Origin of the sequence: Rhodobacter sp. 24-YEA-8, from assembly GCF_900105075.1 — a bacterium.
GTDB lineage: Bacteria > Pseudomonadota > Alphaproteobacteria > Rhodobacterales > Rhodobacteraceae > Pseudogemmobacter.
Window position 1 is genome coordinate 3204880 of sequence record NZ_FNSK01000001.1, and the last position, 14315, is coordinate 3219194.

Annotated in this window: 16 protein-coding genes; 9 read left to right on the forward strand and 7 right to left on the reverse strand. The window is 63.9% G+C overall.

The genetic code is table 11. The features are described from left to right. Positions 1-22: 22 nt before the first annotated feature. Together BLW25_RS15445 and BLW25_RS15450 are read left to right on the forward strand one after the other, a co-directional pair. On the forward strand, positions 23-775 hold the full coding sequence (locus BLW25_RS15445) for a sulfotransferase-like domain-containing protein (protein WP_092900608.1): 753 nt from the start codon (positions 23-25) through the stop codon (positions 773-775). Positions 776-944: 169 nt separating this feature from the next. After that, on the forward strand, positions 945-1325 hold the full coding sequence (locus tag BLW25_RS15450; RefSeq protein ID WP_092900611.1) for a hypothetical protein: 381 nt from the start codon (positions 945-947) through the stop codon (positions 1323-1325). Positions 1326-1339: 14 nt separating this feature from the next. On the opposite strand, the gene BLW25_RS15455 is transcribed toward BLW25_RS15450, so the two are convergent. From BLW25_RS15455 to tauA, 3 genes are all read right to left on the reverse strand, one after another. Beyond that, a complete protein-coding gene (locus BLW25_RS15455) occupies positions 1340-2176 on the reverse strand; it encodes an ABC transporter permease subunit (RefSeq protein WP_092900614.1) in 837 nt (278 codons plus the stop codon). Continuing rightward, positions 2176-2949: a taurine ABC transporter ATP-binding protein gene (locus BLW25_RS15460; protein ID WP_092900617.1), complete on the reverse strand. Its 774-nt coding sequence runs from the start codon at positions 2947-2949 to the stop codon at positions 2176-2178. Before BLW25_RS15460 ends, BLW25_RS15455 begins: the two co-directional genes overlap by 1 nt. Before the next feature lie 71 nt (positions 2950-3020). Then, on the reverse strand, positions 3021-4007 hold the full coding sequence (gene tauA, locus BLW25_RS15465) for a taurine ABC transporter substrate-binding protein (protein WP_092902165.1): 987 nt from the start codon (positions 4005-4007) through the stop codon (positions 3021-3023). 289 nt (positions 4008-4296) lie between these two features. On the opposite strand from tauA, the gene BLW25_RS15470 reads away from it, so the two are divergent. From BLW25_RS15470 to BLW25_RS15485, 4 genes are read left to right on the forward strand one after another with little or no spacing between them, the layout of a single operon-like run. Next, positions 4297-5541: a GTP-binding protein gene (locus BLW25_RS15470; RefSeq protein ID WP_092900620.1), complete on the forward strand. Its 1245-nt coding sequence runs from the start codon at positions 4297-4299 to the stop codon at positions 5539-5541. A 3-nt stretch (positions 5542-5544) separates the two neighbouring features. Beyond that, a complete protein-coding gene (locus BLW25_RS15475; protein ID WP_253188502.1) occupies positions 5545-5868 on the forward strand; it encodes a DUF6525 family protein in 324 nt (107 codons plus the stop codon). Between the two features lie 36 nt (positions 5869-5904). Continuing rightward, complete coding sequence (locus tag BLW25_RS15480) at positions 5905-6558, forward strand: DUF1007 family protein (protein WP_092900623.1); 654 nt, start codon at positions 5905-5907, stop codon at positions 6556-6558. Next, positions 6555-7439 carry a nickel/cobalt transporter gene (locus BLW25_RS15485; RefSeq protein WP_171909580.1) on the forward strand — a complete coding sequence of 295 codons (885 nt, stop codon included), beginning with the start codon at positions 6555-6557 and terminating at the stop codon, positions 7437-7439. Before BLW25_RS15480 ends, BLW25_RS15485 begins: the two co-directional genes overlap by 4 nt. Positions 7440-7915: 476 nt before the next feature. Here BLW25_RS15485 and alkB read toward each other — a convergent pair whose 3' ends face one another. From alkB to BLW25_RS15510, 3 genes are all read right to left on the reverse strand, one after another. Beyond that, on the reverse strand, positions 7916-8563 hold the full coding sequence (gene alkB / locus BLW25_RS15500; protein ID WP_092900632.1) for a DNA oxidative demethylase AlkB: 648 nt from the start codon (positions 8561-8563) through the stop codon (positions 7916-7918). A 127-nt stretch (positions 8564-8690) separates the two neighbouring features. Then, on the reverse strand, positions 8691-8978 hold the full coding sequence (locus tag BLW25_RS15505) for an HU family DNA-binding protein (RefSeq protein WP_092900635.1): 288 nt from the start codon (positions 8976-8978) through the stop codon (positions 8691-8693). A 172-nt stretch (positions 8979-9150) separates the two neighbouring features. Further along, the gene (locus BLW25_RS15510; RefSeq protein WP_092900637.1) at positions 9151-10617 is read right to left on the reverse strand and encodes an AMP nucleosidase; all 1467 of its coding nucleotides are present in this window, start codon (positions 10615-10617) and stop codon (positions 9151-9153) included. 181 nt (positions 10618-10798) lie between these two features. Here BLW25_RS15510 and BLW25_RS15515 point away from each other — a divergent pair, with 181 nt between their 5' ends. The 3 genes from BLW25_RS15515 (at position 10799) to BLW25_RS15525 (ending at position 13597) form a co-directional block, all read left to right on the forward strand. After that, positions 10799-11647, forward strand: coding sequence for an SDR family oxidoreductase (locus tag BLW25_RS15515; protein ID WP_092900640.1), 849 nt, complete (start codon positions 10799-10801; stop codon positions 11645-11647). Positions 11648-11730: 83 nt separating this feature from the next. Beyond that, positions 11731-12366 carry a ribonuclease HII gene (locus BLW25_RS15520; RefSeq protein WP_092900643.1) on the forward strand — a complete coding sequence of 212 codons (636 nt, stop codon included), beginning with the start codon at positions 11731-11733 and terminating at the stop codon, positions 12364-12366. Positions 12367-12454: 88 nt separating this feature from the next. Further along, the gene (locus BLW25_RS15525) at positions 12455-13597 is read left to right on the forward strand and encodes a site-specific DNA-methyltransferase (protein WP_092900646.1); all 1143 of its coding nucleotides are present in this window, start codon (positions 12455-12457) and stop codon (positions 13595-13597) included. Between the two features lie 108 nt (positions 13598-13705). Here the strand turns inward: BLW25_RS15525 and BLW25_RS15530 are convergent, their stop codons facing one another. Next, on the reverse strand, positions 13706-14257 hold the full coding sequence (locus tag BLW25_RS15530) for an NADPH-dependent FMN reductase (protein ID WP_092900649.1): 552 nt from the start codon (positions 14255-14257) through the stop codon (positions 13706-13708). Between the last annotated feature and the right edge of the window lie 58 nt (positions 14258-14315).

Genomic DNA, 14315 nt, shown 5'->3' on the forward strand with positions numbered 1-14315 from the left:
AAAAGGGCAAGAGGAGATTCGGATGAACAGGATCTACGCTTTGTGGTCGCATCCGCGGTCGATGTCGACGGCGATGGAGCGGGTGATGCGCGAGCGCGGCGATCTCGACTGCGCGCATGAGCCCTTCATGTATGATTATTACGTCCATCGCGCGATCCGGCAGATGCCGCATTTCGATGTCCGCCAGGATCACCCGGTCAGCTATCCCGCGATCCGCGACCATCTGCTGGCACGGGCGGCGAAGGGGCCGGTCTTCTTCAAGGACATGTCTTATTATGTGATGCCGCATATCCTGGCGGATGAGGCCTTCGCACCGCATCTGGTGAATGCGTTCCTGATCCGCGACCCGCTGGCTTCGATCACCTCATATTACAAGCTGGATCCCGAGGTCAGCCTCGACGAGGTCGGGCTGGAGGCGCAATGGCGTCATTTCAGCGCGCTGAAGGCGGCGGGCCGGAACCCGGTCGTGCTTCGGGCCGAGGCCGTGCGCGAGGACAGTCGCGGCACGATGGCGCAGTTCTGGCAGGCGGTCGGGCTGCCATTTTCCGAACGTGCCTTCACCTGGCAGGACGAAAAGCCGAAAGACTGGGATCAGGTCGGCGGCTGGCATGGGGATGTCAGCGCGTCAAAGGGGATCCGACCGCTGAGCGCGACCGAGGCCGGGGAAACGCGCGCCAAATTCGACGCTCTCGCCCAGACGCATCCGCGCATGAAACGCGATCTGGCGCATCATCTGCCCTATTATCAGAAGCTTCTGGCCGAAGCTTTGTGCTGATCCCCTGCGTCTGCGGGGCGAATCGTCCTGCAGGCGTGGGAAAATGCCTCTCTCCCGGCTCCGGCGGAGAGAGAGTATATCCTGTCGGGGCGCAAAGTCTGACTGGCCCCTTCCCTTGCCGCGCTTTGCCGGAATCGAGACTATTTCGCCTGAAACCACAGGTGAACCCATGTCTTACGCAGCCGGCCCGGCCAGAGATGCCGGTCACTCACCCCGCTCCGGCCCTGCGCGGAGCCTCGCGGATCTGGCGCTGAGGCTGACCACGCGGCGGGCGCGAGATCAGGCGATCAATCTGCCGCCAGGGTACCAGCTCCGGCTGGCGTCGCCGGTCTGGTATGAGATCTGGTCGCGCGATGCGGCGCGGCTCGGGCGGTTGGGGGTTGCGGTTCTGCCCGAACAGATCGCCTCGCTGGCTGCTGACGAGCGGCAGGCGCTGGTATCCGATCAGCTGGCGCGCAGCGGAGCAGGGGCCGCGCTGCCGGACTGGCTGAAGCCGGCGCTGAGCCGGGCGAAAGCGCGCCTTGCGATGCGGCTTTCCTGGCTCGACTGATCGCCTTCTCCGTCTCAGCTTTTGCCGATCCAGGGCAGGAAGCGTCTTTCCATCCAGCGCAGCAGGATTTCGGAGATCGTGGCCAGAGCCGAGATCACGAGGATCCCCGCAATTACCATATCCGTGACCAGGAACTGCGCCGCCGACTGGATCATGTAACCCAGGCCCCGTGTTGCCGCGACCAGCTCGGAGGCGACGAGCGTGGTCCAGCCCGCGCCAAGCGCGATGCGCATACCGGTAAAGATCGATGGAAGGGCTGCCGGCAGCATCACTTCGCGGATCAGTTGCGCACGGGTGGCGCCAAAGGTGCGGGCGGCGCGGATCTGGTTCTCGCCCGCGGCTTTGACGCCCGAGACGGTCGAGATCACGATGGGCGCCAGCATGGCAATCCCGATCACAAGGATTTTCGAGCCTTCGCCGATGCCGCACCAGATGATGATCAGCGGCAGATAGGCCAGCGGTGGCAGCGGGCGGATGAATTCTACCAGCGGATCAAGGATGCCGCGCCCGATCTTTGACGTGGCGATCAGAAGCCCGACCGGCACCCCGATCAGCATGGTGAAGAACAGCGCGGCAAAAACCCGCCAGAGGCTTGCGCCCATATGTTCCAGCAGCGTGGCATTGGCATAGCCGTCAAAGGCCACCCTGGTCAGCGCCGCCCAGACCTTTGCAGGCGAGGGCAGGAACACCGGCGAGGCCCAGCCCGCCCAGGAGGCCAGCGCCCAGATCAGCACCAGCCCGCCTATTGTGGCAAGACCCAGCACCAGCCCCCAGGGCAGGCGCAGCTTTGGCTGCTCGCCCCTGGAGTGCGGCGTGGTGAGGGCGGCGGTATCTGCGGTATTGTCGGTCATCAGGCGGGCTCTTTCTCATAGATCGCGGCCAGCAGGCGTTCGCGGGCGGCGATAAAGCCGGGTTCGGATTTCAGCGCGCGCGGATCTTCGCCCCGGATGAAGCGGCGGCCATAATCATAGCTTTCCTGAAAGCTGATCCGGCCCGGATCCGGTGCCAGCACCACGACCGAGGTTGAAAGAAACAGCGCCTCTTCGACCGAATGGGTGATCAGCAGAGCGCCGGTATGGCTCTGATCCCAAAGCTGAAGCAGCAGCTCATGCATCCGGTCGCGGGTCATGGCGTCAAGCGCGCCAAGGGGTTCATCCATCAACAGAAAATCCGGCCCCGAGGCCAGCGCGCGGGCAATCCCCACCCGCTGGCGCTGCCCGCCGGAAAGCTGCCAGATATGTTTGTCTTCCTGGCCTTCCAGATGCACTGCCGCCAGCCAGCGCCGGGCGGTGGCTTCGCGCTCCTCCCGCGCCACCCCGGCCAGTTTCAGGGGCAGCGCGACATTCTCGACTACGGTGCGCCAGGGAAAGAGGGCGTCATCCTGGAAGACCACGGCCCGGTCCGGCCCCGGCCCGGTGACAGGGGCGCCGCCGATGCTGACCTGGCCGGAACTTGGCTGCAAGAACCCTGCCGCAAGGTTCATCAGTGAGGTTTTCCCCGATCCCGACCGCCCGATGACCGAGATGAAATCACCCTGCGACAGCGAGAGGGTGACATCTTTCAGTACCGGCTGCGCGGTACCGGAATAGGTCAGGGATATATGCGACAGGCTGAGAACAGACATGATGCGACTTTCAGAACGGCAAAGCCCGGCGCCGGGAAAGGCGCCGGGAAGAGGCTTTTCGCGCGCGCAGATTACTTCAGTGCGGCTTCGGCAAAGCCCTTGTTCACGAAGGCGCTGTAATCCTCTTTCGCCGTCGCAGAGCCCTGTTCCTGCAGGAAGGCAGCGGTGTTTTTGATGGCTGCCGCAGTGGCGCCGCCAAGGAAGGCTTCCGAGGTCTGGTCCTTCAGACCGGCAAAGACATAGCCTTTCAAAAGCGCCGGCACGTCAGCCGCAGGTGCGCCGGTCAGCTCGGCGATCTTTTTCGCCGCGTCGCTGTCCGCGCCCCAGGCGGCGGGGTCTTTGATATAGGCATCGGTCGCCTCGCCGGTCACTTTGACGAAAGCGGTGACGATTTCTGGATGCGCCTCGGCATAGTCCTTGCGCACGATCCAGGCGTCAAAGGTCGGGCCGCCCCATTCCGCCACGTCAGAGCTGTCGGCCAGAACCGTGCCGCCGGTGGTCTTGATCTGGTTCAGCACCGGATCCCAGATATAGGCGCCGTCGATGTCACCGCGTTCCCAGGCGGCCGCGATTTCCTGCGGGCGCAGGTTCAGAAGGTTCACCTCGGACGCCGGGATGCCCCAGTGTTTCAGCGCCGTCAGCAGCGAATAATGCGCGGTCGACACGAAAGGCGTGGCGATCTTCTTGCCCTTGAGGTCTTCGGGTTTCTCGACCCCCTTGACGGCCAGCGCCTCGGCTTCGGCGATATTGCCGACAATATAGATGGTCTCGATCGGCAGATCCTGCGAGGCGGCTGCGGTCAGCGGCGACGAGCCGACATAGCCGATATCAATCGAGCCCGCCGCGACGGCCGCGATGACATCGGCGCCGCCTCCGAACAGGTGCCATTCGACATCGGCGCCGGTGGCGCTTTCATAGGTTTTGTCGGCCTGGGGCACGCGCGAGGGCTCGACGATCTGCTGCCAGCCGATCCGCAGCGTTTCGGCGAAAGCGGGCAGCGAGACGCCGGCAAGCAAGCCGGCAAGGGTCAGGGTGGTGGTCAGTTTGCGAAGGGTCATGTTGGTCTCATTCCGGGTTGTCACAGGCTGCCAGGGCGGCGTTTGCATGGGTCAAATCTGGCCGGGAAAGCCGTTTCAGGCCATTCTGAAGAGGCCACCGGTTAAAGCGAGCGCCATTTGCGGGCCCTGCGGGGAGGAGAAGAATATTCCCCTCCCCCGGTCAGCATGGCCTTTGAGAGGGCAGAATCAGCCGGTGTCGCCCATTTCCCCGGCACCCCGGTGTTTCAGGCGGTTGCGGTTTCGGTTTTACTCGATATAAGATGTAATAACATTACGTATTGAGGTCGCCATGCCCGCCAGCCCCTTTCCGAACCTGCCCCGCTCCGGGGATCAGCGCCTGCCTGTCACCGTGCTTTCGGGCTTTCTCGGCGCTGGCAAAACCACGCTTCTGAACCATATCCTCAACAATCGCGAGGGTCGCCGCGTCGCCGTCATCGTCAATGACATGTCCGAGGTGAATATCGACGCCGATCTTGTGCGCAGCGGTGCCGAACTGTCGCGATCCGAGGAAAAGCTGGTCGAGATGACCAATGGATGCATCTGCTGCACCTTGCGCGATGATCTTCTGAGCGAAGTCCGGCGCCTCGCCGGGGAAGGGCGGTTCGACTATCTGCTGATCGAATCGACCGGTATTGCCGAACCCCTGCCGGTCGCCGCGACCTTTGACTTTCGCGACAGTGACGGCGCCAGCCTTTCGGATCTGGCGCGGCTTGATACGATGGTCACCGTGGTCGATGCGGTCAATCTGACGGTGGATTTCTCAAGCCATGATTTCCTCGCCGACCGGGGCGAGAGCCTTGGCGAGAACGACACGCGCAATCTGGTCAGCCTGCTGACCGACCAGATCGAATTTGCCGATGTCATCGTTCTGAACAAGGCCGGGCTGGCGGGGCCGGTGCGTCTTGATCAGGCCCGCAAGATCGTCCGTGCCCTGAACCCCGAGGCGCGGCTGATCGAGACCGATTTCTCGCGCGTTTCGCCCTCGGACATCTTCGATACCGGGCTTTTTGATTTCGACCGCGCCCATCTGCATCCGATGTGGGCGAAAGAGCTTTACGGTTTTGCGGATCACCAGCCCGAGACCGAGGAATATGGCATTTCCTCATTCGTCTATCGCGCGCGCCAGCCGTTCCACCCGCAAAAGATCCATGACCTGTTCAATGGCGATCTGCCGGGAGTGATCCGCGCCAAGGGGCATTTCTGGATCGCCTCGCGCCCGGACTGGGCGGTGGAATTCTCGCTTGCAGGCGCGATCTCCGGCGTCACGCCGTTGGGGCGCTGGTGGGCCACGGTGCCGCGTGACCGCTGGCCAACCCATCCCGAGGGCCTGGACCAGGTGATGCAGCATTGGGCGGAACCCTGGGGGGATCGCCGGCAGGAACTGGTCTTTATCGGGGCCGGGATGGATGAGGCGGCGATCCGGGCGGGCCTTGATGCGGCGCTGATGCCGGAGGCCGGGACAGAACGGGCAGGGGCGGCATGGGCCGATCTGCCCGATCCCTTCCCCGACTGGGCCCGGCGCGAGGCTGTCTGACCCATGGGGCGAAACCTGGTGACAAGCCTGCGCGGCCGCGCCCGCCCGCGCCCGATGGAGCGGTTTGACCGCCTGCCGCCCGATCTGCGCCGCTGGCTGTCGCAGGCCGTGCTGCCCTGGAGCCCGCATTCCGCATTGCGGCTCTGGACGCGGCTGGGCCGCGAGACAGGCGGAGACCTCGCGCGGATGCTGGACCGCCTTAATCAGGCGGAACAGAGACTGATTTCGCGCGATGCGCTCGTGATCTGGGGAAGCGCTGCAGCTGGCAGCGCCGTCGCTGGCGGGGCAGTTTCCTGCCTGGATGATCCGGTTTGCACGCGGCGGTGAATTGCCGCGCCGTTCCGCCAGAGGTTATGAGAGGGTATGGTCCTGCGGCTCCTCTCCCTTCTCACTTGTTTCGCGCTGCCGCATGTGGCGCGGGCGCATCCGCATGAATTTGTCGATACCGGCCTCACCTTCCGGTTCGACGACCAGGGGCAGTTGACGGCGGTGTCGGTGGCCTGGGTCTATGACGACCTCACCTCGCTTCTGATCCTGAGTGATCTGGGCATGGACCCCGATGGCGACGGCATCCTGACCGCAGCAGAGGCGAAAAGGCTGAACGAGATGGCGAGTACCTGGCCCGAAGGGTTCGATGGCAATCTCTGGCTGAGCCAGGGCGGTCAGTCCATCGCGCTTTCGCGCCCGCTGGACGGGGCGGCGGGTCTCAGGGAGGGGCGGATCTGGATGACCCATATCCGTGCCCTGCCCGGGCGGCGCGATCCGGCTGGCGGCGAAATCCGGCTTCAGGCCTATGACCCGTCTTATTACATCTTTTACGATCTGACCGGCACGCCGGGCATTGAGGGGCGGCCCGACTGCACCGCGCGGGTCGAGCCTGCCGACAGCAGCCGCGCCCGTGTCCTTTATGAAGAGGCGCTGGCCGCGCTGAGTGATGCGGAGCTTGAGGCCGGGGGCTATCCCGAAATCGGTGGCGCCTTTGCCGACACCGTCTTGCTGGCATGCGGTCAGCCATGAATGCCCGGCGTCTCTTCACAGCGGTCCTGCTCCTGCTCGTCGTGCTGATCGCAATGGCGGTTTACGTGACCGGATTGGATGATGCATTGGCGCGCCGGTTGATTGGCTTGCAGCGTGACTTTCAAAACGCGCTCGGCCAGTCGTTGCGGGCGCTCCGCACCGGCGACAGCGGGGCTGTGTCAGGGTTTCTTGGTCTCTGTTTTGCTTACGGGTTCTTTCATGCGCTCGGGCCGGGGCACGGCAAGGCGCTGATCGCCGGCTATGGTTTTGCAAGCCGCGCCACGTTGCGACGTCTCGTCTGGATTGCCGGGCTTGCAGCGCTTGGTCAGGCGCTGGTCGCGATTGTTCTGGTCTATGGCGGGATCTGGATGTTCGAGGCGCGCGACCGGGTCGAAGGGCTGGCTGCTTTGATCGAGCCCCTCGCCATGCTGGCAATCGCCGGTCTCGGGGCCATGCTGTTGCGGCGCGGGCTGCGGCGATTGCAGCCCGCGCAGGTCCATAGGCATCACCCCCATGACGAGACCTGTGGCTGCGGCCATGCCCATGCGCCCGGCCCCGATCAGGTTGCCGCCGCCTCTGGCTGGCGCGAGGTGCTGGCGCTGGTGGCGGGGATCGCGCTCCGCCCCTGCACGGGCGCATTGTTCCTGCTGATCCTGACCTGGCGGCTGGGGATCGACGGGCTGGGGATCCTCGGCACCATCGTGATGGCGGCTGGTACCTTCCTGATCACTGCGCTTGCGGCGACCCTTGCGGGGGTGAGCCGCCAGGGTCTGGCGCTGGCCATGCCCGGCGCCAGCCCGCGCCTCTTTGCGGCGGCCGAGATCGTGACCGGCGTGATCGTCATAATCCTTTGCCTGAGCACCGCGCTGAGGTTGCTTTAAGACAGCACCTCGCTGAACGCGCACCTCGCGATCCCGCTGGCCGACGCGCCTGGGGAGTGGCACCGTCCGCCATTCTGCGCAGGGGGCGGATGGCATGGGGGTGAGCTGTGCCCCGCAGTCAGGAACGGGGCTGACCGCACGATGGCTGTGCCCTTGCGTGATCTCCGTCCGTTATTTGACCTCGGCGAGGGGATCCCGCTGGCGCAGAACGGCACCGCGCGTTCAGATCTGTTGGCGGTGCGCCGCCGGATCAGCTGCCGGTCCGCCGCCGCCATCGACGCCAAACCAGAGGGGGCTGTCGGCGGTGCGATATATGCGGCGGTTCCCCCCGGTAAGCGTGGTTTCAGCAGATTAATGCGGTTTCATTTCCGCCGACATAAAGGCTGTCCGCAATGACAGGGTCATGACGTATTCCTGCGTCTGCATTGGTTCCGAATGTATAAAGGAGGGCCATTTCAGGGCTGTATCGTGCGGTGTCAGCTGCGGCGGAAGGTGAGGTTCAGCCGCACATCACCGCAAACCGGGTGTGTGCCCGGTTTCAGCGAATCGATCCCGTGGAAGTAAAGCCGCGAGGGGCCACCCCAGACCACGACATCCCCATGCAAAAGCGGGACCTTCCGCGCCGGGTCGCTGCGGTTCAGCCCGCCGAAGCGGAAGATCGCGGCGAGGCCCAGCGAGACCGAGACGATGGGCTGCGAGAAATCGGCTTCATCCTGATCCTGGTGCAGCGCCATTTTTGCGCCGGGCTGGTACCGGTTGATCAGGCAGACATCCGGGGCAAAGCCGGGATAGCCGGCCTCTGCGGCGGCATCCTGCGCGAGGGCGCGGAAGGGGGCAGGCATTGCGGGCCAGGGCGCGCCGGTTTCGGGATCAAGCGCCTGATAGCGATAGCCGCGCCGGTCGCTGACCCAGCCGCCGCTGCCGCAATTCGTCATCGCAACCGACATGGCAAAGCCGCCACGCGTGACCATATGGCGAAAGGGCGAGATGGCGGCGACCGCCGCGATCCCATCGGTCAGCGCATCGGCCTCCGGGCCTGCATAGCCCCTGAGCAGCACCGCACCGGGGGCCAGGTCTTCGCGACCCCGTTGCGGGAGGTCTGCATCACCGAAAAGATCTGTCATTGCCGCCTCCGCGCCTTATCGCAGTATCGCCTCCCGGATGGCGGAGCGCAAAAGAAAAGGGCCGTCCCGGGCTGATCCCGGGCGACCCCATCCGTCTTACAACCGGTCTTCTGGCCTGATCCGAAGATCAGCCGTTGACCAGGTCTTTAAGAGCTTTGGCGATGGTGAATTTCACCTGCTTGTCGGCCGGTTTGGTCATGGTTTCACCGGTGGCCGGGTTGCGGACCTGACGCTCGGGGCGCTCTTTGCAGGCCACTTTGCCGAGGCCCGGCAGGGTGACCGCACCACCTGCAGTGACTTCCTTTGCCACCACATCAGCAATCGCATCCAGTGCGGCCGAAGCGGTTTTCTTGTCGGCGCCCATTGCTTCGGCAAGGGCAGCCACAAGCTGGGTCTTGGTCATCGGCTTGGACATTGGTGTCTCCTGTTCTCGTTCGGCGTGTCCTTCTGATCCCGGGCCTGCAATTGCGGCTTCGGGACCCCCTTTTCAGGGCTGTCGCTCAGTCACCTGGAAAGCGGGGCGAAATCAAGCCCCAGAACGCAGCCGGGGCTGGAAATCAGCGGTTTTCACCGGAATTCCCTATGTCTCACAGGAATGCGGTTTCCTCAAAGCTGCGCAATTTGCGCGAATGGATGCGTTCCAACGGGGTTTCGCGCAGCAGCTCCATCGCGCGGATGCCGATCTGCAGGTGCCGCCCGACCTGGGCCTGGTAGAATTCGGTCGCCATGCCGGGAAGCTTCAGCTCGCCATGCAGCGGTTTGTCGGAAACGCAAAGCAGCGTTCCGTAAGGCACACGGAAGCGGAACCCGTTGGCCGCGATGGTGGCCGATTCCATATCCAGCCCCACCGCGCGCGACTGCGACAGCCGCCGCACCGGGCCGGACTGATCGCGCAATTCCCAGTTGCGGTTGTCGATGGTGGCGACAGTGCCGGTGCGCATGATGCGCTTGAGCTCATAGCCTTCCAGCCGGGTGACCTCTTCGACCGCGTCTTCCAGTGCGATCTGGATCTCGGCCAGTGCCGGGATCGGCACCCAGACCGGCAGGTCGTCATCCAGCACATGATCCTCGCGCAGATAGGCATGGGCGAGGACGTAATCGCCAAGCGCCTGGGTGTTTCTGAGCCCGGCGCAATGGCCGACCATCAGCCAGGCATGCGGGCGCAGGACCGCGATATGATCGGTGGCGGTTTTGGCATTTGACGGGCCGACGCCGATATTGACCAGCGTGATGCCGTCCCCATCCGGGCGTTTCAGGTGATAGGTCGGCATTTGCGGCATTTTCGACGGAAGGAGAATCCTGCCATCTCCTGCGGTGATCTCCTGATCGCCGGTTGCGACAAAGCTGGAATAGCCGGAATTCGGGTCGTCCAGGGCTGCGCGGGCGAAGGCCTCGAATTCATCGACATAGAACTGGTAATTGGTGAACAGAACATGGTTCTGGAAATGCCGCGGGCTGGTTGCGGTGTAATGCGCCAGCCGCGCCAGGCTGTAATCGACGCGCTGCGCGGTAAAGGGCGCCAGCGGCATCGAACCATCGGCGAAATGTTCAAGCGTTCCGTTGACGATGTCGTCATTGGTGGTCGCGAGGTCCGGCACATCAAACACATCGCGCAGCGGGAAATCCAGCGCACCGGCCTGGGGGATGATCAGGTCGGGCTGACCAGCCACCGCGAAATGCAGCGGGATCGGCGTGACAGAGGGGCCGATGGTGACCGGCACCCCGTGATTGCGGATCAGAAGGCCGATCTGCTGGATCAGATAATTGCGAAACAGATCGGGGCGGGTCACGGTGGTGGAATAGGTGCCTGGCCGCGCGACATGGCCAAAGGACAGGCGGGTGTCGACATTCGAGAAACTGTCCACGACGAGGCGGATTTCCGGGTAATAGGCGCGGATCCGGTGTGCCGGTCGGCCAGTGATCAGCGCCTCGCGGAACTGGCTGATCAGATGGGCGGTGGCCTCGTCATATAGCACATTCAGCCGGTCAACGGCTTCGGTGGCATCGGTGAAGCTTTGCGCTTCGCTCGGGTCTGGCAAAAGAAGGATCGACACTTGTCCGTTTTGTCCTTTGGATCGCTGCGGCCTGACGGATGATCCGGAGAGACATCCGGTGGGCCATCTGGCTGAGTTAAGCGCAAAGCGGGGCGCTGAGGCAAGTGAACTCCAGGTAACGGGGCGCGGGGGCCGAGCGGGGCGCTTGCAGTGGCGCGCGTGCAGGGAGATAGTCGCGGCCATGAAAACACTGCTTTCTCTTGGACATGGATATTGCGCCGCCGCGCTGGCGCGCGGGCTTTTGGCCGAGGGCTGGACCGTGATCGGCACCACCCGGGATGCGGCAAAGGCGACGGCGTTTGAGGCGATGGGCGTCGAGCCGCTGGTCTGGGACCCGGCGCGGGGCGCGGATCTTGCACCGGCGCTGGCGCGCGCCACGCATATCCTGCATTCCGCCAGCCCTGACGAGGCGGGCGATCCGTTCCTGAACGCCTGGCCCGGGATTCGCGAGGCGCAGGTGGAATGGATGGGGTATCTTTCGACCACCGGGGTTTACGGCGACACGCGTGGCGCCTGGGTGGATGAGACCTCGCCGGTTCTGCCCGCACGGGCGCGTTCGGGCGAACGGGTCCGGGCCGAGCGCGACTGGCTGGCGAGCGGGCTGCCGGTGCAGGTGTTTCGTCTGGCCGGGATTTACGGGCCGGGGCGCGGGCCGTTCGAGAAGATCCGCAATGGCTCGGCCCGGCGGATCCTGAAAGAGGGCCAGGTGTTTTCGCGTATCCATGTCGATGACATCGTACAGGTGCTGGGGGCTTCGATCGCGGCGCCGCGCCCGGGACGGGTCTATAATGTCTGCGACGATCTGCCGTCCTCTGCCGCCGAGGTGCTGAGCTTTGCTGCCGGTCTTCTGGGGCTGCCGGAGCCACCGGCGGTGGAATTTGCAGAGGCGCGGATGGGGCCGCTGGCGCGGAGTTTCTATGAGGAATGCCGGCGGGTCCGGAATACCCGGATCCGGGAAGAGCTGGGAGTGCAGCTGTTATACCCCGATTACCGGGCGGGGCTGCGGGGGATCCTCGCGGCTGAAGGCTGAGAGGGGTGCCGGCCGCGGGAGCCTCCGGCGGGGATATTTAAGAGACAGATGAAAGCCGCTTTCAGGAGCGGGCAGGGGCGGCGATGGTGACGGTTCCGGATTTCAGTTTTGAGACGGAGGCGCTGGCGGCGGGTGCGACCTTTGTCGCGGGAGTCGATGAGGTCGGGCGTGGGCCGATTGCCGGGCCGGTCACGGCGGCGGCGGTGCGGCTTGATCCGGGGAACATCCCTGAAGGGCTCAGGGACAGCAAGGCGATGAGCCAGGCGGCGCGCGAGCGGCTTTCAGAATGGCTTCTGACCCATGCGGCCGTGTCGGTCGCGCATGCCAGTGTCGAAGAGATTGACGAGATCAATATCCTGCGCGCCAGCCATCTCGCGATGGAACGGGCGGTGGCGGGGCTGGGGCAGGGGCCCGACTTCGCCCTGATCGATGGCAACCTTTTGCCGCGCGGTCTGACGATCCCTGCCCGGGCGCTGGTCAAGGGCGATGCCCGCTGCCAGTCGATTGCCGCCGCATCAATTGTCGCCAAGGTTGCGCGCGACCGGATCATGGTGGATCTGGCGCAACAGTTTCCGGGTTACGGCTGGGAGCGGAATGCCGGCTACCCGACAAAGGCGCATCTCCAGGCGCTCCTGGATTTTGGCGTAACCCCTGTGCATAGACGGTCCTTCAAACCTATCCACAACATCTTGTATCAAGGGATTTATGTAACCCCTTGATTCAATAAACAATTTGACGCCGAATCGGTTCTGACTCATCTTTATCCACAAGACGGCACACAAGAATTGCCGCGAGCAGAGGCAGAATATGGCGACGAAAAAAGCACCGGCGGAGCATGCGCTTCCGCTGAACGAAATTCTTGCGGGTGATTGCATCGAGATCATGGAGAGCCTGCCGGCGGGCTCGGTAGACCTGATTTTTGCGGACCCGCCCTACAACCTTCAGCTGAAGGGCGATTTGCACCGGCCGGATAATTCCAAGGTCGATGCGGTGGATGATCACTGGGATCAGTTCGCCTCTTTCGCTTCCTATGACGAGTTCACCCGGCGCTGGCTGGCGGCTGCAAAGCGGCTGTTGAAGCCCAATGGCGCGATCTGGGTGATCGGATCCTATCACAATGTGTTCCGTCTGGGCGCCGAGCTGCAGAACCAGGGCTACTGGATTCTGAACGACGTGGTCTGGCGCAAATCGAACCCGATGCCGAATTTCAAAGGCAAGCGGCTGACCAATGCGCATGAGACGCTGATCTGGGCCTCGAAAGACGAAAAGGCGAAATATACCTTCAATTACGAGGCCTTGAAGGCATTGAACGAAGGCATCCAGATGCGGTCAGACTGGGTGATTCCGATCTGCACCGGGCATGAGCGTCTGAAGGACGAGCATGGCGACAAGGCGCATCCGACGCAAAAACCCGAGGCGCTGTTGCACCGCGTGCTGCTGGCGACGACCAATCCGGGCGATGTTGTGCTGGACCCGTTTTTTGGCACCGGCACCACGGGCGCGGTCGCCAAGATGCTGGGCCGCGATTTCATCGGGATCGAGCGCGAGGAAGCCTATCGCAAGGCCGCGCTGGAGCGGCTGGCACGGGTGCGTAAATATGATGCTTCGGCGCTGGAGATCACCGGCTCGAAACGGGCTGAACCCCGTGTGCCCTTCGGCCAGGTGGTGGAGCGCGGCATGCTGCGCCCGGGTGAGGAACTCTGGTCGCTCGGCAATCGCTACAAGGCCAAGGTGCGCGCCGATGGCACGCTGATCGGCAATGACGTCAAGGGCTCGATCCACCAGGTCGGGGCGGCCTATGAACGCGCGCCGTCCTGCAATGGCTGGACCTACTGGCATTTCAAACGCGACGGGAAAATGATCCCGATCGATATCCTGCGCCAGCAGATCCGGGCCGAGATGGGGGCCGATGCAGGAGCAGCCTCGGCGGCGGCTTCGCGCCCGAACTGATGCGATTACAATAAGATACATGAACGCCTGCGCCCCGGTCCGCCTGGGGTGCCACTGCCCCGCCATGTTCGCATGGCGGGGCCTTTTGTCACTGCCCGGCCTGGAGGCTCAGAGATTTTTTGCGGCGAAAGTCGCGAATTTCTCCAGCACGGTGCCGAGGAATTTCGCGGTATCGGGTTTCAGCCCGCCTTTGTCGTCGAGCATGTTCTGCACCTGGGCGAGATAGGCCTCTGGCTGTTGCAGCGTTGGCATATCGAGGAAGACCAGCGACTGGCGCAGATGGTGATTGGCCGCAAAGCCCGAAATCGCACCCATCGAAGCCGAGATCACCGCCGCCGGCTTGCCGCCCCAGACACTGTGCCCATAGGGGCGCGAGCCGACATCCAGCGCGTTTTTCAGCGCCGCCGGCACCGAGCGGTTATATTCCGGCGTGACAAAGATCACCGCCTGTTTCGCCGCAATCGCCTTGCGGAACGCGGTCCAGGCGGCGGGTGGGGTGCCCTCGTCCAGATCCTGGTTGTAAAAGGGCAGATCCCCGATCGGGATGATCTCGAGGGTCATGCCCCCGGGGGCGATGGCTTGCAGCCCTTTGGCGACCGAGAGATTGTAAGACCCGGCGCGCAGGCTTCCGACCAGGACGGCGACTTCCAGCTTGGACATTTGAAGGCTTCCTTCTGTTGATCCATGCATTCAGTGTTGCGCATTCCGGCCCGGGCGC